The organism is Acinetobacter sp. FDAARGOS_559, from assembly GCF_003940475.1.
In the GTDB taxonomy this organism is placed as follows: domain Bacteria; phylum Pseudomonadota; class Gammaproteobacteria; order Pseudomonadales; family Moraxellaceae; genus Acinetobacter; species Acinetobacter baumannii.
In genome coordinates, this window is record NZ_RKJG01000005.1 from 571,064 (window position 1) to 594,688 (window position 23,625).

The window sequence follows — 23,625 nt, forward strand, 5'->3', positions numbered from 1 at the left end:
TATTACATATTTCAGTGTGAGTGCTCATGGCCGGCATGATGATGGTGATGTTTGTGCTCGTGCGGTGCATCCTTACGAATACAACAGCCCTCTACATAATGACTTGTGCCATCTGTAAAAAACTCTTCTTTAAAGACAGGTACTTCATGCTTTACCCGTTCGACCGCTTCCTCACATGCCTGAAAAGCTTCACGGCGATGGGCTGCATAAGCAATTGCAATGATTGCTGTTTCGCCCACATCTAAATATCCAATCCGATGAACCACTCGCACATAAGATACCTGATACTTTTTCTCAATTTCTAGTTCAATTTCATGTATCATTTTTTCTGCAAGCGGTTTATACGATGTATATTTCAGCGCCTTTACCGCTTTACCTTCGTGGTGATTACGAACCGTACCCATAAAAATATCGATACCGCCACATTCAGGAAAAGACTGAATCGGATCAAAAGTATCCAAGCTTAAAGCCTGCTCTTGTATTCTTGCGAACTCTTTCATGACTCATCCTCCGGCAACTGGTGATAATAAAACCAAAGTACATGGCTCACTTAAGACAGTTTGTCTGGTTATGACATTATCACCAATCGCACATGCTCATTTTTCCATGGCTTTTGTAGATTCCGGATGCAATAAAACAATTTCATCTAATACATCTTTAACCAGACTATGGCTAGGACAAACTAGCAAAAGATTTTCAGGAAGCAATTTTTCAATTGCACCAAATGCTTCGACTTTAATTTGGATAGATTGTTGCATTTATCCCCCAAGCATATGCATGCTGATTTTACGGGTTTGTTGATGTTGTAAGGCATGGAAACCTTTGGCTTTATGCCAGATATAAGGATGAACCAGATTCTTTAAATTTTGGATATACACACCATATTCCGGAGTATGTTGTTTGCTTACCAGCGTTTGAAGCTGAGGCTTAATATTTAAGCCTTGCGGCGCAAATAAACAGTTATATAGTTCGCCTTTTGCGGTAAGCCGTATACGGTCACATTGGTGGCAAAATGAATGCGTAATTGTGGAAATAATTCCTAAATGATAGCTACCGTTAATTAGATATTGACGCGCTGGCTCATGTTGCTGCTCGATGACTTGTACCGAATAATACGGTTGCAATACCTGTAAAATTTCAGCCTCACTTACCACATCTTTATTTGACCAAAGTGCATCACCATCAAGCGGCATAAACTCGATAAAACGCAAAGGAATATGATGAGCAATTGACCATTTCACCATAGGTAAGATTTGATCATCATTTCTATCTTTCATTAACACGCAGTTAATTTTAAAAGGTAATCCTACTTCTTTTGCAGCTTGTATCCCCTCTAAAACAGGCTCCAATTTTTTCTTGGTCAACTCTTTAAACTGAACAGGATCTAAACTATCTAAACTAATGTTTAAATCATCTAATCCAGCGTCTTTTAACTGCTTGGCATGTTTAGCAAGGTAATGACCATTGGTAGTCATCGATATACGTTTTAAACCTAAACTTTTTAAAGACTGTAGATCTCGAATGAAATGAACAATACCTTGACGCATTAATGGTTCACCACCCGTAATGCGAATACTTTCGATACCTTGCTGCACCATAAAATGACAAAATTGAAAGAGCGCTTCAAAACTAAGCAAGTCTTGTTTATTTAACCATTCTGGATGCTCAGGCATGCAATATACACACTTAAAATTACAGCGATCAGTTACAGAAATTCGTAACTTACGCTTGATACGCCCATATTGATCTTGCAGAAGGCTTGGCGCAGTTTCAGAGTGATATTGTTTCATCATTTGCACTCATATCGAGAACAGTTCAAATATTGCGAGCACCGATTATGAACAATCAAATAGAAAAAATTGCGCCTAAATAGTGCTTTGCTTTTTATGCAAAATTTGTTCCAGCTCTACTTATCTTCCATAACATTTAAATTTTTATCGGTTTTTCACCGCGCCTTCTCAAGAATAATTTAAAAATAAATCTCGAGTTAGCGCGGTAAAATCTATGTTTTACTTGATTCTATTTCTAACACTTTTCTAAACGGATGGGTACATATTTATGGTACGGCGTTTTCGACAATGGATCACAATGTTCAGCAGAAATAAGTAAGTTTAATTGTGGTCCAATCGGTTCTCCATTTTGAAATCGCATACCATAGCCGTGTGGAAGTGATACGACACCTCTTCTCATCCCATCATCCAACTCAATAGCTACCTGAATTTCTCCATGCGCTGAGATACATTTAAGCTGCCCTCCTGCATCTACATTTAAGTGTCTTGCATCTTCAGGATGAATACGCAGTGCACCTTCTGCATCTACTTTTCGCCAAGCAGGGTCACGGTAAATTTGGTTGGCATTGTAACTACGGCGTTCACCTGACAAAAGGATGAAAGGAAACTCTTCAACATTAACGTTATGGCTTTTCAAGCTTGCGAGTTCACTTAACATCTCGGGAATTGCAAGACGTATTTTCTTATCTTTATAAGCTACCAGTTTCCAGACTTCGTCATATTCATGTTGCGATAAAACCATACCTGAACGTTGCTTTAATATCTGCTCAAATAGTTTGACACCTTGTGTTAACGGATTACCTTTATAACCTGCACGGCGTACTGCTTTGGTATGTAAAACAGCATATTGAATAGATAGCGGCAATAAAAAAGCAACTGAATCTGCAGAATTGCCAAGTCGTTTACCAAGAGTTCGATAAATAATAGAGGCAGCAAAAGGAATATATTTTTTATGTCGTGCTAAGGTAAGTCCTAGCGCCGACAAGTAGGGTAAATAGGCTGTTTTTCTCGAGTCGACCGCAGCTATTTTTTCTAGAATTGGAAAATTCTTCGGAATGGCATACATAGCTTCCAGTAATCGAGTATAAATTTCGGCTTCCGGTAAAGTGTTTGCTTGAGCAGCCAATACGGGATGACGCAGGTGAAAACCATTCTTAGGAAATTCCAAGTTAAAACCGGTAAATTCCCATTTTTCAAACTGAGTATGAGCAGGCAAAATATAGTCCGCTAGTCTCGCGGTTTCCGTCATGGCAACATCGACCACAACCAACAAATCTAATGCTTTAAAGGCTTCCTCAAAGGCAGGTGTGTCAGGGTAAGTTAATAGTGGATTACAACTATCTACAAACACAGCACGAATTCGCTTTTCCCCTGCTTTTAGGATTTCATCGGGTAAAATATTAGGTGGAAAAAACCCAGAGATCGGGAACATTTTATGATAAACGCTACGTCGATATTTTGGTTTTCTTTCGTCCGTATCGGTCAAAATTGGAATAAACATGGTATGCAAATTATTGGTACCCTGTTTTCCAAAATTCCCTGTCAGCAAGTATAAAAGCTTTTCTAAATAACCATTTAATGTCGTATTCAAAGTATGTTGAATACCTAAATCGATACGTACACAGCCTCTTTTTGCCTTTGAAAAATCTCGAACAACCTGATAAATCAAATCGACAGGTACATCAGCTTTAGCAATATAGTCTTCAATCGGGACATGGTTAAATGCAGCTTTTACTTCTTCAAACCCGTGTGTATGCTGCTCAATAAACGCTGCATCATAAAGCTTTTCTTTAATAATGATTGCAATCATGGCCGACATTAAAAAAGCATCTGTTCCCGGTTTTAGCTGCACGTGAATGTCTGCTTGTTTTGCCGTTTCAGTAACACGCGGGTCGAACACCACCATGGTTCGGTTCGAATCTTTCTTAATATGTTTTAGCGTGTCTCGTGCGTTGGGAATACCATGTGCCTGAAACGGGTTCGTTCCAATAAAAAGTACGTAATCTGCGTATTCAACATCTTCTGTAGTATGGCAGGCCTGACTACCGAATAAACGTCCATTGAGCCAGAAATCACCTGTTTTTTCTTGGGCAAGTGAGTTATATGCATAATAACTTTTCATAGCCAATAAAAGTTGTCGGCCATAAGCTGCGCCGAGGTGGTTACCCTGACCACCGCCCCCAACTGAAGCAAAAGCAGTACCGCCAAATTTATCTCTAATCTGAACCAATTGATCGGCAATTTCTTGTATCGCTACATCCCAACTAATTTCTTGAAATGAGCCATCTGGCTGGCGTTTTAAAGGTGCGGTCAAACGGTCTGCATGTTTCTGGTAATGCTGTAATCTTGCGGCTTTTTGGCAAATGTAACCTTGAGAAAATGGATGCTCAGGATTACCTTTAATTTTGACAAATTGGTTATCTTTAATTTCTACGCTCAAACCGCAGTTTCTTGAACATAAAATACATGCGGTCACATCTGTTTTACTTTGCTGAGCTGCAGCTGCGTCCATCATTTTTCTGGCTCCGTTTATTTTTATACATCTGGCTAGAATGAAAATAACAAGTTCCAAAATAGAACTTAAATTCTAAACAGTCAATAACTCAAAATTTAAAAAATGATTTCAGATTATCAATGTAAATTTTAAATCGATATGATTGAAGTTCTAATTTGTCGAAAAAATCTCTTTAAATGCTTTAATTTGTTTGTATTGTTGAAGCTCATCTAAAGAATTAATGCTATGGAAAAATAAGTTCTGCTTTTGAAAAATGGCTACTTGTGCATGTAAAAGTTTAAAGCAATTTTTTAAACTCAATTGTTGCTTATCAATTTGCTGCTCTAGAACCTCTAAACTTTCACGTTTTAACAAACAAAATGGGTATAAAGCATCTCCGTTAATTGAAACGTAAGCTGCCTGAGCCTGTTTATTTTTCCGAAGAGCGCTGTGTAATTTCGCAACGACTTGTGTAGGTATGTAGGTCACATCACAAGGAATAAACAAAACATAATCTGCCTTTACATGTGACCATGCACTTTTCATCCCCATAAGCGGACCAAAAAAACCGGAAGCATCATCTTGAAAACATTTAATATCGGGCACAATACTTTGATAGATTGAATAGTCTCGATGACTATTCACCCAAATTTCAGATACTGAAGATTTTAGCTTTTGGTGAATCTTAAGAAGTTGCGTATCGCCATCGAATTGCTGCAACAGCTTATTTAAACCATTCATACGGCGGGCTTGTCCACCCGCCAGAATGACCAGATCAGTTATAGGATATCCCTTATTCACACTTCTACCTCTTGCTGGCAAGCTTTAATTAAGCCACGGATTTCAGGTAAACATGATCCACAATTGCCACCAGCTTTTAAACAAGCAGTGACCTGTTTTTCATGGGTAATGTTTTGTGTTTTTATTGCTTCGATAATTTTATTCTTACCTACTTTAAAACAACTACACACCAAAGGCCCATCATTATTGGTAGCCGACATTGGCATACCTGCTAGTAAAGCTTTACGGTGCAAGGCGCTCAAACGTTCTCGTTTAAACAGACTTGCTACCCAGTCACGGTCTGGCAATAAATCTGGCGGTGCAATATATAGACTTGCAATTACAATGCCATCTTTCAAAATAATACTATGGCTCAGCTGTGAAGAAATATCTTCTATGCTTAACCATTCAAAGGTTTCATCGGCAAATGGCAAAAAGCTTTTCAGATTCTTTTGAGTATCATGAAAAGTTTGGCGGTCTGCAAGTTCATAGCGATTGGTTTTCACCATTTTGACTTTAGTCCACCATGCACAGTGCTGTAGCGATTCTTGAATATGCGAATCGTATCCTTCACGAATATAGAGCACACCTTGCCAAGTGGTATAGAACGGCTGAATAGTTACAGGCGTATGTTTGAACTCGGGCTCACCTGAAATTGCATCAACTTCCGGATTCACGACTTTACCAATACGGGCGTCGGATGCGACCTGTTCAGTCCAGTGAATCGGTGCAAAAATTTGCCCACGACGGACACCTGATGAGAATGTCACGCGTAGTACACAACTGCCCCATTTCGAACGAACTTCTACCAAGCCTTGATCACGCACACCAAACTTCAATGCATCACTCGGATGAATCTCACAGAATGGTTCAGCACGATGACTGGTTAAATTTGGCGACAAACCAGTACGGGTCATGGTATGCCATTGATCACGAATACGCCCCGTGTTCAAAATGAGCGGATAATCTTCTGAAATTGCATGTACCGGATTAATTGCAACAGTAGCAATCAATTTTGCCTTAGCATTTTTGTGACTAAACTGGCCCTTGCCAAACAGTTGTTGAACAGCTTTAGCGTCTTGGTTTTTATCCCATACTGGCCATTGCACTGGTTGTAGAGCGTCGTACTCAGCAGTACTTAGGTTCATTAAACCTTTTAAGTTGAAATAACGGAACGTATCAGTTTGCTCACGTGTATTGATGTCAGCATTATCTTGTGCTGACAAAGCCGCATGTTCATTAAAAATATCAACAGCACTATTAAAGTCAAAACCTTTAAAGCCTAATTTTTTCGCAACTTGGCTCACTGACCACCAATCCGCTTTTGCTTCACCCGGCGCAGGTAAAAAAGCACGTTGACGTGAAATACGGCGTTCGGAGTTGGTTACTGTACCGTCCTTTTCACCCCAACCTAAAGCTGGAAGTAACACATCGGCGTAAGCCGTAGTATCGGTATCGGCACAGATATCTGACACCACAACCAATTCGCATTTCTCTAAAGCACGTTTCACCTGATCGGCATCTGGTAAACTTACCACCGGATTGGTTGCCATAATCCAGATGGCTTTAATTTTTCCAGCTTCAACAGCACGGAACAAATCAACAGCTTTTAAGCCAGCTTGAGTTGCAATAAATGGGCTGTCCCAAAAGGTTTGCACTACTTTTTGATGTAAAGGGCTATCTAAGTCCATGTGTGCCGCTAGCATGTTGGCTAAGCCACCCACTTCTCGACCACCCATAGCATTGGGCTGGCCTGTCATTGAAAATGGTGCAGCACCGAGTTTTCCAATTTTACCTGTTAGTAAGTGGCAATTAATAATGCTGTTGGCTTTATTCACACCCTGACTTGATTGATTCACACCCATTGAAAATAGCGTGATTACCTTTTCAGTCTGCGCAAATTTCTCAAAGAACTGCTGTAATTTGTCTAAAGAAATACCACTGCGTTTGGCAACATAGGCAATATCCGTTTCTTGCTGACTACTTACCAAAACCTCTTGCAAACCTTCAGTATAGGCATCCACAAAGGCCTGATCGGCATGACCATTTTGATATAGATATTGGAATAGTCCGTTAAACAATGCGACATCTTGGCCCGGTAAAATCGGTAAATGTAAATCCGCTTGCTCACAAGTACTGGTAAAACGTGGGTCAATCACCACAACAAACATATCTGGATTGTGGCTTTTAGCCTGCATAATCCGCTGATACAGCACAGGATGGCACCATGCGGTATTGGAACCAACCAAAACCACCATATCTGCATGTTCAAAATCTTCATAACTTGCAGGCACAATATCTTCACCGAAACTACGTTTGTGACCTGCCACTGCAGATGACATGCAAAGGCGTGAGTTGGTATCGATATTTGCAGTGCCCAAATAGCCTTTTACAAACTTGTTCACCACATAATAGTCTTCAGTCAAAAGCTGACCTGAAACATAAAATGCAATGCTGTCACGACCATATTGATCGATACAAGACTGGAATTTATCGGCAATTTTATTGATTGCTGCATCCCATGTGGTTACAGTCCGAAGTGGCTTACGACCAAACATCGGTTGAAGTAGACGTGTTTCTAACCCCAAAGTATCCGCAAGTCGGCTACCTTTAATGCATAAGCGCCCAAAGTTGGAAGGATGCTCAGCATCCCCCTCAACTTGCACCACAGGTCCTTGAGGTTTTTGTTGAACGTTTACACTAACACCACAACCTACACCGCAATATGGACATGTTGTTTTAGTTGTTTTTGCAACATGGTCGGAGCTATCGATTTCAACGCTTGGAATACTATTCATAACTGCTCCTTTCCCTATTTAGCCTGCATTTTTTAATGCAAAATCTCGACCAAATAGCAGCTTATTTCTAAATGAAGAAACAGGAGTTTGATCTGCAATTAACTCTGCATACCACATGCCATCTTCAGTATCACCGAACAGTACTGCACCGATTACTCGATCGCTTTGAATGATAATACGCTTATAAATCTGGCGTTTTTCATCGTTCAGAATAATGTCTTCATAATCATTTTTCGGTTCAAAATTGCCCGCAGAGAATACATCGACTCCACTCACCTTTAACTGAGTCGGTACGGTTGGCGCTTTAAAAGTTAAGCTGCCGTGTTCTGCTAAATGGGTCGCGCAAATAAAAGCTTGCCCCCATAGTGGCTCAACTAAACCAAAGGTCTGTCCACGATGTTCGATACACTCACCCACCGCATAAATACTTGGATCAAACGTTTGCATGGTGTCATTCACCAACACCCCTCGATTGCAACGTAGACCAGCACTTTGCGCCAAAGCAATATTCGGACGGATACCTACAGCAAACACCACAAGGTCAGCATCTAACACTGTGCCATCTTTCAAACGGATTTGTTTGACATGACCGTTTTCATCACCGATTAACGCTTCGGTATTAGCTTCGGTAATGATTTGAATGCCTTTTTGCTCAATGCTATGACGAAGTAATTGACTCGCACGCCCATCAAGTTGGCGTTCCATAATACGGTCCATTAAATGCAGCACAGTCACATTCATACCACGTTGCTTTAATCCATAGGCAGCTTCTAAACCCAGCAAACCGCCACCAATCACGACTGCATTAGTTTTTGAACCACAGTATTCAATCATGGTGTTAACGTCATAAATATCACGGAAAGTTAACACCCCTTTTAGGTCAACACCTTGAACTGGTGGAATAAATGGTGCCGAGCCTGTTGCCAGAATCAAACGGTCATAATCAACTGTCTGGCCTTTTTCGGTGTAAACCACTTTACGCGGACGATCAATTTTTACGGCTTTATCACCAGCAATAAATTTAATGCCTTTATCGTCGTACCACTTCGGTGGATGCAACATAATGTCTTCAATGGTTTTCTCACCCGATAAAACCGGAGACAACATAATACGGTTATAGTTACCCCATGGTTCTTCACCAATCACCGTAACTTCATAACGGTCTGGTGCCATATCAAGCAAATCTTCCAGACAACGCATCCCTGCCAAACCATTCCCGATCAGCACCAGTCTAAGTTTGTCTTGTGATACACCTGTATTGGTAATATAAGTTTTTTGCGGCACCGCATTGACCCAAACACGACCATCAACAATTTTGCTCGGATAAACCGCCAATTTTTGGTCTTTATCTTCTAAACAACGGCCCGTAGCTAAACTGAAATGTTGTTTATAAATTGGTGATGCAACGACTCGTTCGCCTTGTAAATCACCAATAATCCCGCGGCTCATCACATTCGCTTGGCTAAACGGATCTTTATTGCTCAGTACATAAACACGTTTTTCATGCCCCACACGGAAGATTGCAACCGCTTGGCCGCCCACTAGCGCTCCCGCACCCGTGTTTGGGGTTAAATCATCGAGTGCACAAACGTCAATCCATTGATCATCAGGAAGCATATTTTTGTCTTGTACAATATTCATAGAAACTCTCCTTTATGCTTCAACCATTGGAATACGGTCTTCTGAACGTTCAGCTTCGGTTAATGGACGGATTTGACCACGTTCAGTTGTAAATTGAATGTGTGGATCGGCCTGTTCATTTGCTCCTGCGTTGATATACGTTTGGAAGCGTTTACGCACCTCAGGGTTTTCGACAGCTGTACGCCATTCATCTTGATATGTACCAATAATGTGTTCCATACGGCGCTCAAGCTCGGCAGCTAAACCAAGAGAGTCATCAACGATCACAGATTTAAGGTAGTCTAGACCGCCTTCCATGTTGTCACGCCATACACTGGTACGTTGTAAACGGTCTGCCGTTTGAATGTAGAACATAAAGAAACGGTCGATATAACGAATAAGTGTTTCTTTATCGAGGTCAGATGCAAGTAATTCTGCATGACGCGGTTTCATACCACCGTTACCACATACATAAAGGTTCCAACCCTTTTCAGTGGCAATCACGCCTACATCTTTACCTTGTGCCTCTGCACACTCACGTGTACAGCCAGACACTGCCATTTTCAATTTATGTGGTGAACGCAAACCTTTGTAGCGGTTTTCAAGTTCAATCGCCAAACCAACCGAGTTATCTACCCCGTAACGGCACCAAGTGCTACCCACACAAGATTTCACTGTACGTAACGACTTACCATAGGCATGACCAGACTCGAAGCCCGCAGCATTTAACTCTTCCCAAATAAATGGAAGCTCATGAACTTGCGCACCAAACATATCAACACGTTGACCACCAGTAATTTTGGTGTACAAGTTATATTTCTTCGCAATTTGACCAATCGCAATTAAGCCATCCGGAGTGACTTCCCCGCCTGCCATACGCGGTACAATTGAGTAAGAGCCATCTTTTTGAATGTTACCTAGGTAGTAGTCGTTACTGTCTTGCAGACCTGCATGACTTGGCTTAAGTACGAAATCATTCCAGCAAGATGCCAAAATATTTGCTGCCGCCGGTTTACAAATATCACAACCTAAACCATGACCATGTTGATGAATTAAATCATCAAATGTCTTGATTTCATTGACACGAACCAAGTGATACAACTCTTGACGCGAGTACGGAAAGTGTTCGCAAATGTGATTATTAACAGTCACACCTTGACGTTGTAACTCTGACTTCAATACTTGAGTCACTAATGGTGCACAACCACCACATGCTGTTGCTGCTTTGGTGCATTTCTTTAATGCACCTAAAGAGGTCGAACCATCACTAATTGCTTGGCAGATGTCCGCTTTTGATACGTTGTTACATGAACAAATAGTCGCACTGTCTGGCAGCAAATCGACTCCGCTACCACCAGATTTTGCTGCTGATTGCTCAAAACCCGGCATGATTAAACTTTCAGGCACTTCCGGTAAAGCCAGACCATTAAGCATCATTTGTAAAAGGTCGTTGTATTCTTTGGCATCACCCACTAAAACCGCGCCAAGCAATTTGGTTTTGTCGGCATTTACAACAATCTTTTTATAAACCAGTGCATGTTCATCTGCATAGAAATAGCTTAATGCACCTGGGGTCATAGCATGTGCGTCACCAACAGAAGCAACATCAACGCCCATCAACTTCAACTTGGTGCTCATGTCTGCGCCAGCGAAGCAATGACACTCTTCATCTAAAATGTGTTTTGCTGCAATACGCGCCATGTCATAGCCCGGTGCAACTAAGCCATAAATTTTATTTTGCCAAAGCGCACATTCACCAATGGCATAAATGTTTTGATCCGATGTTTGGCAATAATCATTAATCACAATACCGCCACGCTCACCAATCGCAAGTCCGCTATTACGCGCTAATTCATCCCGTGGGCGGATCCCCGCAGAGAATAAAATCACATCAGTTTCGAGTTCACTACCGTCGGCGAACTTCATCACATGAGTGGTATTTACACCAGACTCAATAGACTGAGTCGCTTTTTGTGTATGGACTTTTACACCTAAATCTTCAATTTTACGGCGTAAAACCTTGCCCCCTAAATCATCAATTTGAACTGCCATCAAACGTGGTGCAAACTCAACAACGTGTGTTTCTAAATCTAAATCACGTAATGCTTTGGCTGCCTCAAGCCCAAGTAAACCACCGCCAATTACTACGCCTGTTTTAGCCTTTAAACTTGCTGCACGAATGGCATCTAGATCTTCAATGGTACGGTAAACAAAGCAGTTCTCGCGATCATTACCCGGAATTGGCGGAACAAATGCATATGAACCAGTCGCCAGCACCAACTTGTCATAGCTAATCACATCACCATGATTGGTTGTTACGGTTTGTGCAGTCGTATCAATCGCCACTGCTTTAGTATTTAAACGCAGGTCAATGCCATACGCATCGGCAAAATCAAAACGTGCTAAAGATAAATCTTTTGCCGATTTCCCTGAGAAGTATTCAGTCAAATGCACGCGGTCATATGCGATACGAGGTTCTTCTGCAAGAATCGTGATTTCCAATTCATCATCTGCTTTTTCTAAAATGGCTTCGATGAATTTGTGGCCCACCATACCATGACCAATCATTACCAATTTCATAGTGTTTCTCCTCAAATCACGTTGCTTTTAAGCTGCGTTCTTGCGTTCTCAAATAGACATTGTTGTTTTGCCTTGTGCTCTACCGAGAAACGTATCAACATCACAAAGCGTATAGCTGCTTGGAACCCATTTTTTCCACTCGTTGACGACACCCAATGCATAGCAAAGTCATAAAAACAAATAAAAAAAGCGAGCCCCCTCATACGGAAGGCTCGCATCGCTGAAACTGAAAAATTAGTTAATTCAGATGTAACTTTTTTATGCAATAAAAATAAAGACATAACCTTCACTCCGACTGAACGTAAATTTTCTGTGTGTACAGTTGCACTCACAAATTCGATCAGAACGGACATCGTTGGCCGTCTTTAAAACTTATGGTCGTCTTCGACCTGTAATTAACTAAGCATTTTGCATGCCAATTCTTTTTAAAATTAATATTAATAATTTTTTATTTTTATTTTCAATTACTTAAAATAAAACCCATTTTTATCCAAAAAGAATATTTAATTTCCCCTGCACTATTGCTGCTCGTCTATATGGTTTAAACAAAAATAAGTCTTGCCACAAAATGAATCGCTTTTTTGCACCAATATTGATCAAAACAATGCTTTAGCATAGTAAAGGACCACTCATGCCTGGTTTTTTGTTTAATTTTGGATGGCACTAATCTTGCTTAAAAATTGATAACAAAAAACGCGTCGAATTGGCGCATTTTCTTAGCCTGATTTTCTGAACTTATGCCAAAACTCAAAATAGCTCTTATCGATGATGATCATGCGCGGGCCGACTATATAAAAAATAGTCTGCTTGAAAATGACTTTGAAGTGGTTGCCTGCCTTACTTTGGACCACTTAAATATTTTTCGTCTTGAAGATTTACAAGCCGATGTCATCTTGCTCGATATGGATCATCCCCATCGTGACATTATTGAAAGTTGTGTGAGTAGCTATGACCTACCAACTGTTCTATTCACTAAAAATTCAGATAAAGACACCATCAAACAAGCTATAGATGCAGGCGTAACGGCTTATATTGTAGATGGCATAGACCCCGCCCGCTTACATACCATTTTAGAGATTTCAATTGAGCAATATAAAAAACATAAAAAGCTCGAAGGTGACTTAAAAGAAGCTCAAACTAAACTGGCAGATCGTAAAGATGTTGAAAAGGCCAAAGTGCTACTCATGCAACTGCATGGCTTACCTGAAGACACAGCTTTCCAATTACTCAGAAAAAATGCCATGAGTCACCGTATAACGATTGGAGAAATGGCACGGCGTTTACTTGATGCTCAAAAATTACTAAATGATCAACTAAAGGATGAATAAATGAGCAAATTAGAAAAGACTCAATTGCAACTCGGCTATATTCCTTTACTTGATTGCATCGCTTTACTTTGGGCAAAGCAGCAAGGTTTCTTCGAAGAAGTCGATTTAGATGTTACTTTAGTCAAAGAAGCATCATGGGCAAGTCTACGCGACCGTTTAGCTTTTGGTTTATTAGATGCTGCACATTGTTTATCTGCAATGCTCCCTGCAGCAGCAATGGGTGCAGATCAAATTGGTATTGCACTGCAAACCCCGCTCGTTTTAAGTAAAAACCGTGCTTTTATCAGCTTAAGCCAAAAATTAATTCATCAACTGGCTATTCAAGAAAACGATAATGCACAAACTACCGCCCAAAAAGTTATTCAATACATTGAACAAGATCATACTCTTTCTCTAGCCCATGTATTTAAACATTCAATCCATCATTATTGTTTAAGAGAATGGCTTGCGTTGGCAGACTCTAGAATAGCTCAAATGCTCAAACTCAAAGCACTTCCGCCACCGTATATGGTCGAAGCTTTAGATAACCATGTGATTGATGGTTTTTGTGTGGGAGAGCCTTGGAATACTCAAGGTGAACTTTTAGGTTTAAGTAAAATCGTCTGCTCAAGTCAAGACATTATTCCCAATGTGGCAGATAAAGTTCTCGCAGTAACTCAAGAATGGGCTGAACAACATCCTCAAACCTTAGTTGCCCTTACAACGGCAATTATGAAAGCTCAAAAAGAATTGAGTAATTTAAAAGATTTTGCACCTGTCTTAAAGTTATTGGTCGAGTTTGGGATTGTCCGATTTCACTGTTCTGAAGAAGTGCATGTCGATAAATATTATATGATTCAAAATATTGTAAAGTACTTGGTTAAAGAAAATGCGGCTCCCCAACCTGAAGATTTCCATTGGTTATTTCAGCAAATGCAAAAATGGGAAAAACTTCAATTAGCCCCTGATCAAATCATAGAACTGAGTGCACAATGCATTAATCTCGAGTGCTACAATCAAGCCAAACTCTAAAAAAACTTAAGCGTATTATAAAAAAAGCTGTCTTTATTAACAAAGACAGCTTGAAAGACCCATAAGACAAATGCGTTATACGCATTACTACATTTAAAAGACTCAACTCATCCATTAAATATAGCTCTTATGTTTCCGATCATAACCAGTTAAAACTTATCATTTTCAGACATTTCCATATCAATAACTGACATTTCATAGATTTTATCTCCCACCTATAATTTCGACGAACAGCTGAAACTCCCCTAGATATCAGCCCGTAATTTTGTTAACTTGATTATGTTACAAATTCAAAATGCAGATTTTAGTTAATGAGTAAGGGGATAAAATAATGAAAGATATCTCACACCGTGAAGTTTATGCACTGGTTGATATTAATAATTGCTATGTCAGCTGTGAGCGTCTTTTCAACCCTAAACTCAATGATAAAGCTGTAGTTGTTTTATCTAATAACGATGGATGTGTGGTCTCACGTAGTGAAGAGGCAAAACTTTTAGGAATAAAAATGGGAGTACCTTGGTTCCAAATTGAAAAAGATGCTTTACAAGCAGGCGTTCAAGTCTATTCAAGCAACTACACTTTATATGCCGAGATGTCCCGCCGTTTTTTTGCTGTTCTCGGTGAGTTTTTCTCTCCAGATGATTTAGAAGCCTACTCTATAGATGAATGCTTTATTCATCTCACCCCTTACCTCCAATCTATCGATATCTCTGACTACTGCAACAAAGTGAGAAACACTCTCCTAAAATGGTTAGGCTTACCTTGTTGCATTGGAATTGGATATTCAAAGACACAAGCAAAACTTGCCAATCACTATGCTAAGAAAATTAAAAGTTTTAAAGGAGTATGTAATTTCATCACCTTAGATCCATTAATTATGGAAGACCTCATGCAACAGACATCAGTCAAAGAGGTATGGGGAATCGGCTATCAATTAGTCAAACAGCTACAAAGTTATGAGGTGTACACATGCCTAGACTTAACTTTTGCCAATGAACACCATATGGCAAAGGCATTTTCTGTGGTCATGGCACGCACTATTCGTGAGCTAAAAGGCCAATCCTGTATTCAACTTGATGATCCAGCTATTCCAACGAAACGGATTTTAGCATCACGAAGTTTTGCTCAAGCTTTATCCAGTATTGAGATTATTAAACAAGCACTTATCTTTCACCTTAACCGGGCACATCGCCGTTTAATGAAACAAGAACAACTTTGTGCCTGTGTTCAAGTTATGCTTTATGAAAAAACCGACAAACCGCCCTATAAAAAAGCCACATCTCAAGCAATTGGTCTTCATTATGCAACAGATGATTTATGCATACTTACTAAAGCAGCTATGCAGCAAATTGATGTTTTATATAAAGAAAATAAAAGTTACATAAAAATTGGAGTATTATTTTGTGCTCTACACGCACGTCAGCAACATATTGATGATTTATGGCAGCCTCTGGAACTTATTCATCAAAGACAACAATTGATGGAAACTTTAGGTACAGTCCGTAAGCGCTTTGGTAGCCACTATTTACAAGTTGGATATCACTCACGTAATCCATCTTGGCAAATGAAACAATGTCATCGCTCAAAAAATTACCTAACTCGCTGGAATGAAATGTTAACGATTGAAGATGCTTATACCCCCGTTACACAAAATACATGAACTGTTTTTGTCAATTCGGTTTAAAATAAGCTCCGTTAAATTACTTGAAATTTTGTCATTTTTTAACATTGCTAATTCGTCGCAAAATTTACAATATATAAGCCGAATTTGGTGTACCCTTTCTGCGACAATTAAAAGAAATTATAAAAAACTTGTAGAAATATATGCCATAATAAGCAAACTTTGCAGACATCTTGCAAAGATTATTTGCAACTTTAGAGCTGGAGCAATCTGAATGAGTTCGACCATTTTGGTAATTCATGGACCGAATTTGAATTTGCTGGGAAAACGCGAACCAGAAGTATATGGTCATCTTACCCTAGACAATATCAACCAACAACTTATTGCTCAAGCTGAACAAGCCTCAATTACACTAGATACTTTTCAAAGCAACTGGGAAGGTGCCATTGTTGACCGTATTCATCAGGCACAAACAGAAGGCGTAAAACTGATTATTATTAACCCTGCTGCCCTCACTCACACTTCAGTTGCTTTACGCGATGCCTTACTTGGCGTTGCCATTCCCTTTATTGAAGTACATTTATCAAATGTTCACGCACGTGAAGCTTTCAGACATCATTCTTATTTATCAGACAAAGCAATTGGCGTGATTTGTGGTCTAGGCGCAAAAGGTTATAGCTTTGCGCTCGATTACGCTATTGAAAAAATTCAACCATCTAACCCAAACTAGTTCAGGAATAGTCGCCCATGGATATCCGCAAAATTAAGAAACTCATCGATTTAATGATTGAGTCTGACTTGCAAGCGATTGAAGTTAAAGAAGGTGATCAATCGATCGCTTTAACTCGTCGCAATCCTGTCGTTGCTGCGGCTGGTGTAGCACTTCCGGCAGCTCCTGTTGCTGAAGCACCTGTTGCAAAAACACCACGTGGAGCAGTTGAAACTTCTCCTATGGTTGGTGTGTTCTATGCTGCTCCAAGCCCAGGCGAAGCACCATTTGTTAAAGTAGGTCAAACAGTATCTGCTGGTGAGACTTTGGGTATTATTGAAGCAATGAAAATCATGAACCCGATTGAAGCAACTCAAAGCGGTGTGATTGAAGAAATTTTAGTGAAAAATGGTGAAGTGATCCAATTCGGTCAACCTTTATTCCGTTATCGCGCGTAATACCCCGGGGACATCTATGTTGCAAAAAGTTTTAATTGCAAACCGTGGTGAAATCGCTTTACGAATTACCCGGGCTTGCAAAACATTAGGAATCAAAACTGTTGGTATCTATTCAGATGCCGATAAAGATTTGATGCATTTACGTTTCGTTGATGAAGCAGTATGTATTGGTCCGGGTGCAAGTAGTGACAGCTATTTAAACATTCCGGCAATTATTACTGCTGCAGAAATTACTGGTGCCGATGCAATTCATCCAGGTTATGGCTTCCTTTCGGAAAATGCCGAGTTTGCTGAAATTGTAGAAAGCTCAGGTTTCACATTTATTGGCCCTCGCCCAGAACATATTCGTTTAATGGGTAACAAGGTTTCTGCAATTGTTGCAATGAAAAAAGCTGGCGTACCTACGGTACCTGGCTGCGACCATGCTGTAACTATCCATAACGCATTAGCTGAAGCGAAAGAAATCGGTTTCCCGCTTATTGTTAAAGCGGCAGCTGGTGGTGGTGGTCGTGGTATGCGTATTGTTGAACGTGTAGACACACTACTTGAGTCAGTTCAAGCGGCTCAACGTGATGCAGAAATGTGGTTCGGCGATGATACCGTATACATGGAACGCTTCTTACAAAAACCTCGCCATGTCGAAGTTCAAGTTTTAGGTGATGGTAATGGCCACGCGATTCATTTATATGACCGTGACTGTTCATTACAACGTCGTCACCAAAAAGTGTTAGAAGAAGCTCCTGCGCCAAATCTACCGGAACAAGCACGTGCTGATATTTTACAAGCCTGTGTACACGCATGTCAGTTAATGCAATATCGTGGTGCTGGTACGTTTGAATTCTTATTTGAAGATGGTGAATTCTTCTTCATTGAAATGAATACTCGTGTTCAGGTTGAGCACCCTGTAACTGAAATGGTGACTGGTGTTGACATTATTGAGCAGCAATTACGTATTGCAGCTGGTTTAGGCTTAGAGCTTCAACAAGAAGATATTGAAGTTCGTGGTCATGCCATTGAATGTCGTATCAATGCCGAAGATCCAACAACATTCTTACCTTCACCAGGTAAAATTGAAAGTTTCTATGCACCAGGCGGTGCGGGTATTCGTTTAGATTCTCATATCTATCCTGGATATAGCATTCCGCCATATTACGATTCAATGATTGCAAAATTGATTGCTCATGGTAAAGATCGTGAAACTTCACTTGCCCGCATGCGTCAAGCGTTAGATGAAATGATTCTTACAGGAATTAAAACCAATATTCCTTTGCATAAAGATCTTATTTTGCAGGATAAAAACTTCTGTTCTCAAGCAATGGACATCCATTACCTTGAAAAACACTTGTTAAAGCAAGTGGAAGAAGAAAAGAAAGCTGAAACTGCATAATATGCTTCATATAAAAAAGCCTCTTAAATAAGAGGCTTTTTTATATCTACTTGTTTATGGCAACATTCGGCGTAAAGTTGCGAAACATTGCTCACCCTTAGCCGTTGAGCAGAAATTAATAGTATGGTCATTTTTCCATTGCACGAAATATTGAGAAATATCACCTGTCTGATCTTGCTTCTGACCAGAACAATCTACTTTATTATTATCAAACTTAATTTGCATTACTAAAGCCGATAGCTGCTCTTTAGGGTCATCAGATGGCTGATATTCATAAATACCGTATGACCACTCTTCACCACTTTTAATCACCACATCGTTACTACTGCGGAAATTATAATACTCTACACATTTTTTATTATTTGGAATCTCCATTCCCCATAATCCCATAATTTCAGGACGCGTAACAATACGTATAGCATTAGGATTACTTGCAGTGCGAACAGGTTGTGCTGTTGGCTGTTGAGTCGCTGTCTCAGCCATAGCAAAACCAGAACAAGCCAATAATAATCCCATAATATAAATATTTTTCATAGATTTATTAATCATTAAACGCATGGGTTTAAGTTAGCACATTTTTTTAGAAAAACATTGTTTCATAACCATATAAAAACAATATTTTTCAACCGTAACGAACCGATACTTCTCATCAAACAATTTCTATCTTTAACTCGGTATTCCTAACAATTTTTATCACTATTTAATCTAAGAAACTGACTTTTCGATTTGTTTAGGTAACCAATAGACAAAGCACAAACCAAATAGAACCACTAAAGCAGCGATCATAAAAATATGCTCACCCGTAAGAATTTTCCAGTAATGACCAGCCAAAATACTTCCGAACGCCACTCCAAGTCCCCACATGGTGCTATAAAAAGCCTGACCTCGACCTTGCTGCCCTATTGAAAAGTTTTGAAAGATAAGCCGCATTGCGATGAGATGAAATAAGCCAAAACTAAAGGCGTGTAGGCACTGTGCAAATAGCTGACCTATGAAATAGTGAGAGAAAATAGCAACTAATAACCAGCGTATACTTGTCAAAATCAAACATACTGCTACAAGGCTACGCCAAGAAAATATTTAAAAAACGTAGTTGCATATGCAAACATCACAATTTCAGAAACCACGCCCATAGCCCATAAAAAGCCAATTTCCGTTGTACTAAAATTTAACGATTTCAGAAAATTGCTATAGAAGCTATAAAAAGGTGCATGTGAAAAAAGAAGAATAAACTCAATTGTGAAAAAAGCAGCAACTTCAGGACGTTTCAGCACAGGCAATAAAGGTTCTAAATGCTTTTGTGAAGTTGGGGCCCCTTCTGGTTCACGTATCGTAAATGCCCAAATAAATGCTAAGGAGGCAATGATAAGCAATAATATAGGCAACATTGAAATCGGAATGATTTCTAAAATTGCCCCTATTGTAAATACACCTACAATAAACCCAACTGATCCCCATTTTCGAATCTTGCCATAAAGTTTCGCCCTTTGGTCTCCTAACCAAAATAAAGTTACTCCTTCAAATTGAGCTAAAATAGCATTTTGGAAAAAACTAAAAATAAGCATCAATAAAGCAACTGACTGAAAAGTATTAGGAATTATAAAAATAGCTAACCATATACATGCCTCCATCCATGTGGCAATCCGCACTAATAGCATTCTTTTACCGGATTTATCGGCGATCCAGCCCCAAACCAAAGGGGCAAAGAAGCGCGTCACAATAGCAATAGAAGATAAAATACCTATCTCTTGATAATTAAATCCCTGATCTTGGAGATATAAGTTCCAATACGGCATAAATGTGCCAACAATGGAATAATAAAAGAAGTAGAATCCGCCTAATCTGGTTTGGATTGTAAATGGTGGGAACAAGATGTAAACCTTTTTACTTTCAATAGGTTAAAAATTTTAGATAGCTGTATATGAATGTATTCATTTGCTCACACTTATAGGATGCATGTTTTTAAGCTCTATACATATCAACTTACTGACTTTCGTAATTCTATCATTTCCAACAGATGCAAATAATGTATTAAATTAAATACTTCAGGTTATTAGTTTATAGATGGGCTGGATTTAAAGTATTAAAAAAGCCTATTCATATATGAATAGGCTTTTTAGTTTTTATCAATTATTCGTCTTACTATGAATACAAGTTATGCTAACTTCTTTGCTTCTAAATAGTGAATATCAGCAATTTGTGCATCCAAAACTCATTCCATAAAGCACAATAATCTATACAAAGCGTTGTTAAGCTCTCATAATCTTCTTTGTTATTGCTTGCGCTAACGCAAACCAGAGATCATCTTCATGATCATCATCTGCTGCTTCTGAGGTTTCGTCAGTAGATACCCCATGAACATGGTAATAGCCGCCACCTTCAACATCCACGCCAATGGCTTTAGTCGCTTCACGAAGTGGTGGGCTAAAAAGAATCACTTCTTCTTCCGCCACTGCAAGTAAAGCAACTACTTTAATATAACTATCATAAGATGATTCTAGAAAATTTCTTACCTGATCTGCAATTTTGAAGGTTGATACTCTCTACGGTCCTTCTCACTCAAACCATAATCATTCAATAAATCTTCATATAAAGGATAATGTGCATACTCCGGATTACCTAGATAATAATTGTCCGGGTCTGTTCCTGGTCTAAAACCAAATTCATCAAGTACATTTAAACTTAATAAAACACGTGGAAACATTTTAGCTCCAGAATGGAGTTTAGGCTCCAATTGTTTTGTCTGGAACTGGCCATTAATAAGGCATCAGTAAAAATCTGAACAATCGCATGACGATATTCTAAATGAATTCTTGTTAAAGTGAATTTATCAAGCAATCCATTATTTAAAACTTCGATCGCCGGATGTTACATACTGGTAATTCAGCAATTCTCGCTCTTAATTGTTTGAGAAATTTTAGATTTTCTTCCCACTGTTCTGTAGGAATACTATTCTTCATCCCCAGTAATGCCTTTTGTCTTGGATTATCGAAATCTTCAAATTTTTTGACATAATCATTCTCAATAACAAATTAATTCTTATAGTTAGGTTATGAGTTCCCCATTATTTTAATCGTGCATTCATTTGCTACTAAATAAAATTGTATACTCATCCCTAACAATTTGATATTAGGTTTATTATTACTACAAATCAATGGATAATTTAATGAATTTTTTTAATGAATCAAATAACAATTAATATCGAAAAATACTATTTTTTTTAGGCTCTCACATGTTGTATTACATTAGCGTTTTCAATATGATTAAACTGACTTTTGCCAGAGCACTAGCCTTAAAAAGAAACGGATTTCAAAAGATTTACTACGGGGAAATCGATGTCAAAAGAGACACTATTATAAAAACAGCAACTGCCCTTTTTAATGAAAAAGCTATAACTCTATTGGAGTGGACAGAATTATGCTGAATCTAATGTTGCAAAGATGACATTCTACAAGTATTTTCCTTCAAAGGAAAAGCTAATAGAATCATGCCTTTACAGAGAAACTCTGATATACAGTCCGCTATATTAGAAAGAATCAATACCAATGACCTACCTTTAGTTCAACTCAGAAGCTTATTTAATTGGTATATTGACTGATTTACACAGAAGACTTTAATGGATGCTTATTTAAAAGGCAACTATGGAAGTAGTACAACTTTATCCATCCGTTAAAAATCCTATTAATGAATATAGAGAATGGCTCTATGAGCTTGTTTTTCTATTTTAATTAAAATTCAGGTAGAAGACGCAGCTGCATTAACCAATCTATTTCTTAATATCCTCGATGGAGTTATTAATGATGGAACAATTGATAAAAATTTAATTAATGCTGAAAAACTTGGTCTTATATTAAAAAATAATCGATCTTGAAAAAATTGAGGAATTAGTCGCTATTTAATTTAATAACATTGAAATACTAGACTAAAAACAAGAGTGTATACTTTTGTTTTTAGTCTAGAAGTTTCATTTAAAAATTTTATTAAGCACTAAATATTATAAAATTAATAAGATAATTTTTCTTAAATATTAACCAATAGAATTAGTAACAATATAAATTTTATTAAAAAGCTTATACATAAACCCTTAATACCTCTAAAAGAGTTCTTACTCATTAGCTGTATTCCCTCAAACCAACCTCATAAATCTATTGGTACTAGAATAAATTACGAAATTATAATTACTAAGAAATAAATCATAGATTATTTAGTTTCTCTAGATAAATTAAAGAATAATATTTAAACAAACTTAACAATAAAAATTTTTCTATAAAGTGCTTTTCATAAATATCTATACTAAATATTGTATTGATCATATGAGCTGTGTATTTAGAGAGCAAAATTTACGAGATATTTCATAACACCAAGCAACAGCATTGCTAGTAATTCAGCACAATGATACTTTAAAATCTACAATCAAGCTAACCAATGAAAAGTGCAATTTCAAATACAATTTAAAATAGATATACTTCACGACAAAGTTTGCTCGATATCTCTTTAAAATGTCCCCTATTCTAGCTTTTGGCGTAGTCTGTTCCGTCTCATACATATTTATGCCGGTATTTTTATTGCCCCATTTATATTTGTTGCCGCATTTACTGGCTTACTATATGCAATACGCCTCAGCTAGAGCAATTCATCTATAAAGTGTTTATACGTTCAGCCTTTAAATAAGAATACACCCTCTAAGCCAGCAGATTGAAGCGCAAAAAAGTCATGCCTGCAACTGCAAAATTACAGAGTCAGCCATCACCAAGCCCTGTGCAAATACCGGGTCTATTTTTCAGATATTCATTAATAGTTAACCCTCCTTAACTGTTAACCAAAACCCTAGTGTTGGCGCACTGGGGTTTTTGCTTTTTGGAATAAAGTACATTTCTTACTTCCCATAGAATTAATAGACGCACTTTACCCCCTTCCGTTTTTTAATATCAGGCGGAAAAACTTCCGTTGACTTTGTTAAAAAATTGTTTCTGTTAGTTGACTCACACTTCATACCCGTTTTCTACCCGTAAAAAAAGAATTACCACCCGAAGGTGGTCGTTTCATAAT

15 protein-coding genes and 6 pseudogenes are annotated in these 23,625 nt (G+C 38.6%); 8 read left to right on the forward strand and 13 right to left on the reverse strand.

Annotation, left to right across the window (positions count from 1 at the left end; all coding sequences use genetic code 11):
* Window positions 1-11 precede the first annotated feature (11 nt).
* From EGS71_RS04250 to EGS71_RS04290, 9 genes and pseudogenes are all read right to left on the reverse strand, one after another.
* Entirely contained in the window at window positions 12-500 is a 489-nt protein-coding gene (locus EGS71_RS04250; protein ID WP_000657198.1) for a molybdenum cofactor biosynthesis protein MoaE, read from the reverse strand.
* Window positions 501-503: 3 nt separating this feature from the next.
* Window positions 504-758: pseudogene (locus EGS71_RS04255) on the reverse strand (MoaD/ThiS family protein).
* A complete protein-coding gene (moaA, locus tag EGS71_RS04260) occupies window positions 759-1,799 on the reverse strand; it encodes a GTP 3',8-cyclase MoaA (RefSeq protein ID WP_085941333.1) in 1,041 nt (346 codons plus the stop codon).
* A gap of 226 nt (window positions 1,800-2,025) precedes the next feature.
* Window positions 2,026-4,305, reverse strand: coding sequence for a molybdopterin-dependent oxidoreductase (locus EGS71_RS04265; RefSeq protein ID WP_000968521.1), 2,280 nt, complete (start codon window positions 4,303-4,305; stop codon window positions 2,026-2,028).
* Window positions 4,306-4,455: 150 nt separating this feature from the next.
* A complete protein-coding gene (gene mobA / locus EGS71_RS04270; protein WP_001032653.1) occupies window positions 4,456-5,085 on the reverse strand; it encodes a molybdenum cofactor guanylyltransferase in 630 nt (209 codons plus the stop codon).
* Window positions 5,082-7,862, reverse strand: a complete 2,781-nt coding sequence (locus tag EGS71_RS04275) for a nitrate reductase (RefSeq protein ID WP_001084807.1) — start codon at window positions 7,860-7,862, stop codon at window positions 5,082-5,084. Before EGS71_RS04275 ends, mobA begins: the two co-directional genes overlap by 4 nt.
* A gap of 18 nt (window positions 7,863-7,880) precedes the next feature.
* Entirely contained in the window at window positions 7,881-9,503 is a 1,623-nt protein-coding gene (gene nirD / locus EGS71_RS04280) for a nitrite reductase small subunit NirD (RefSeq protein WP_001028495.1), read from the reverse strand.
* Window positions 9,504-9,515: 12 nt separating this feature from the next.
* Window positions 9,516-12,062 carry a nitrite reductase large subunit NirB gene (gene nirB / locus EGS71_RS04285; protein WP_000780182.1) on the reverse strand — a complete coding sequence of 849 codons (2,547 nt, stop codon included), beginning with the start codon at window positions 12,060-12,062 and terminating at the stop codon, window positions 9,516-9,518.
* Window positions 12,063-12,073: 11 nt separating this feature from the next.
* Window positions 12,074-12,415 carry a hypothetical protein gene (locus EGS71_RS04290; RefSeq protein ID WP_000114559.1) on the reverse strand — a complete coding sequence of 114 codons (342 nt, stop codon included), beginning with the start codon at window positions 12,413-12,415 and terminating at the stop codon, window positions 12,074-12,076.
* 384 nt (window positions 12,416-12,799) lie between these two features.
* Between EGS71_RS04290 and EGS71_RS04295 the strand changes: the two genes are divergently transcribed.
* On the forward strand, window positions 12,800-13,390 hold the full coding sequence (locus EGS71_RS04295) for an ANTAR domain-containing response regulator (RefSeq protein WP_001125253.1): 591 nt from the start codon (window positions 12,800-12,802) through the stop codon (window positions 13,388-13,390).
* Complete coding sequence (locus tag EGS71_RS04300) at window positions 13,391-14,401, forward strand: ABC transporter substrate-binding protein (protein WP_000039920.1); 1,011 nt, start codon at window positions 13,391-13,393, stop codon at window positions 14,399-14,401. It begins immediately after the preceding gene.
* Here EGS71_RS04300 and EGS71_RS04305 read toward each other — a convergent pair.
* A pseudogene (locus EGS71_RS04305) lies at window positions 14,398-14,516 on the reverse strand (hypothetical protein). The gene EGS71_RS04300 and the pseudogene EGS71_RS04305 sit on opposite strands and share 4 nt — an antisense overlap.
* 216 nt (window positions 14,517-14,732) lie before the next feature.
* Between EGS71_RS04305 and EGS71_RS04310 the strand changes: the two are divergent.
* The 4 genes from EGS71_RS04310 (at window position 14,733) to accC (ending at window position 18,576) form a co-directional block, all read left to right on the forward strand.
* Window positions 14,733-16,061, forward strand: coding sequence for a Y-family DNA polymerase (locus EGS71_RS04310; RefSeq protein WP_000652008.1), 1,329 nt, complete (start codon window positions 14,733-14,735; stop codon window positions 16,059-16,061).
* Window positions 16,062-16,296: 235 nt separating this feature from the next.
* Window positions 16,297-16,752 carry a type II 3-dehydroquinate dehydratase gene (gene aroQ / locus EGS71_RS04315; protein WP_000099412.1) on the forward strand — a complete coding sequence of 152 codons (456 nt, stop codon included), beginning with the start codon at window positions 16,297-16,299 and terminating at the stop codon, window positions 16,750-16,752.
* A 17-nt stretch (window positions 16,753-16,769) separates the two neighbouring features.
* Window positions 16,770-17,189, forward strand: coding sequence for an acetyl-CoA carboxylase biotin carboxyl carrier protein (gene accB, locus EGS71_RS04320; protein WP_000354611.1), 420 nt, complete (start codon window positions 16,770-16,772; stop codon window positions 17,187-17,189).
* Window positions 17,190-17,205: 16 nt separating this feature from the next.
* Window positions 17,206-18,576, forward strand: a complete 1,371-nt coding sequence (gene accC, locus EGS71_RS04325; RefSeq protein ID WP_000939648.1) for an acetyl-CoA carboxylase biotin carboxylase subunit — start codon at window positions 17,206-17,208, stop codon at window positions 18,574-18,576.
* A 54-nt stretch (window positions 18,577-18,630) separates the two neighbouring features.
* Here accC and EGS71_RS04330 read toward each other — a convergent pair whose 3' ends face one another.
* The 3 genes and pseudogenes from EGS71_RS04330 to EGS71_RS04340 form a co-directional block, all read right to left on the reverse strand.
* On the reverse strand, window positions 18,631-19,134 hold the full coding sequence (locus tag EGS71_RS04330; protein WP_001238660.1) for a hypothetical protein: 504 nt from the start codon (window positions 19,132-19,134) through the stop codon (window positions 18,631-18,633).
* Window positions 19,135-19,281: 147 nt separating this feature from the next.
* Window positions 19,282-20,447, reverse strand: a pseudogene (locus tag EGS71_RS04335) (MFS transporter).
* A gap of 284 nt (window positions 20,448-20,731) precedes the next feature.
* Window positions 20,732-21,536 (reverse strand): annotated as a pseudogene (locus EGS71_RS04340) (hypothetical protein).
* Between the two features lie 371 nt (window positions 21,537-21,907).
* Between EGS71_RS04340 and EGS71_RS04345 the strand changes: the two are divergent.
* Together EGS71_RS04345 and EGS71_RS04350 are read left to right on the forward strand one after the other, a co-directional pair.
* Window positions 21,908-22,475: pseudogene (locus EGS71_RS04345) on the forward strand (TetR/AcrR family transcriptional regulator).
* Window positions 22,476-23,104: 629 nt separating this feature from the next.
* A pseudogene (locus EGS71_RS04350) lies at window positions 23,105-23,358 on the forward strand (PepSY domain-containing protein); the annotation flags it as partial.
* Between the last annotated feature and the right edge of the window lie 267 nt (window positions 23,359-23,625).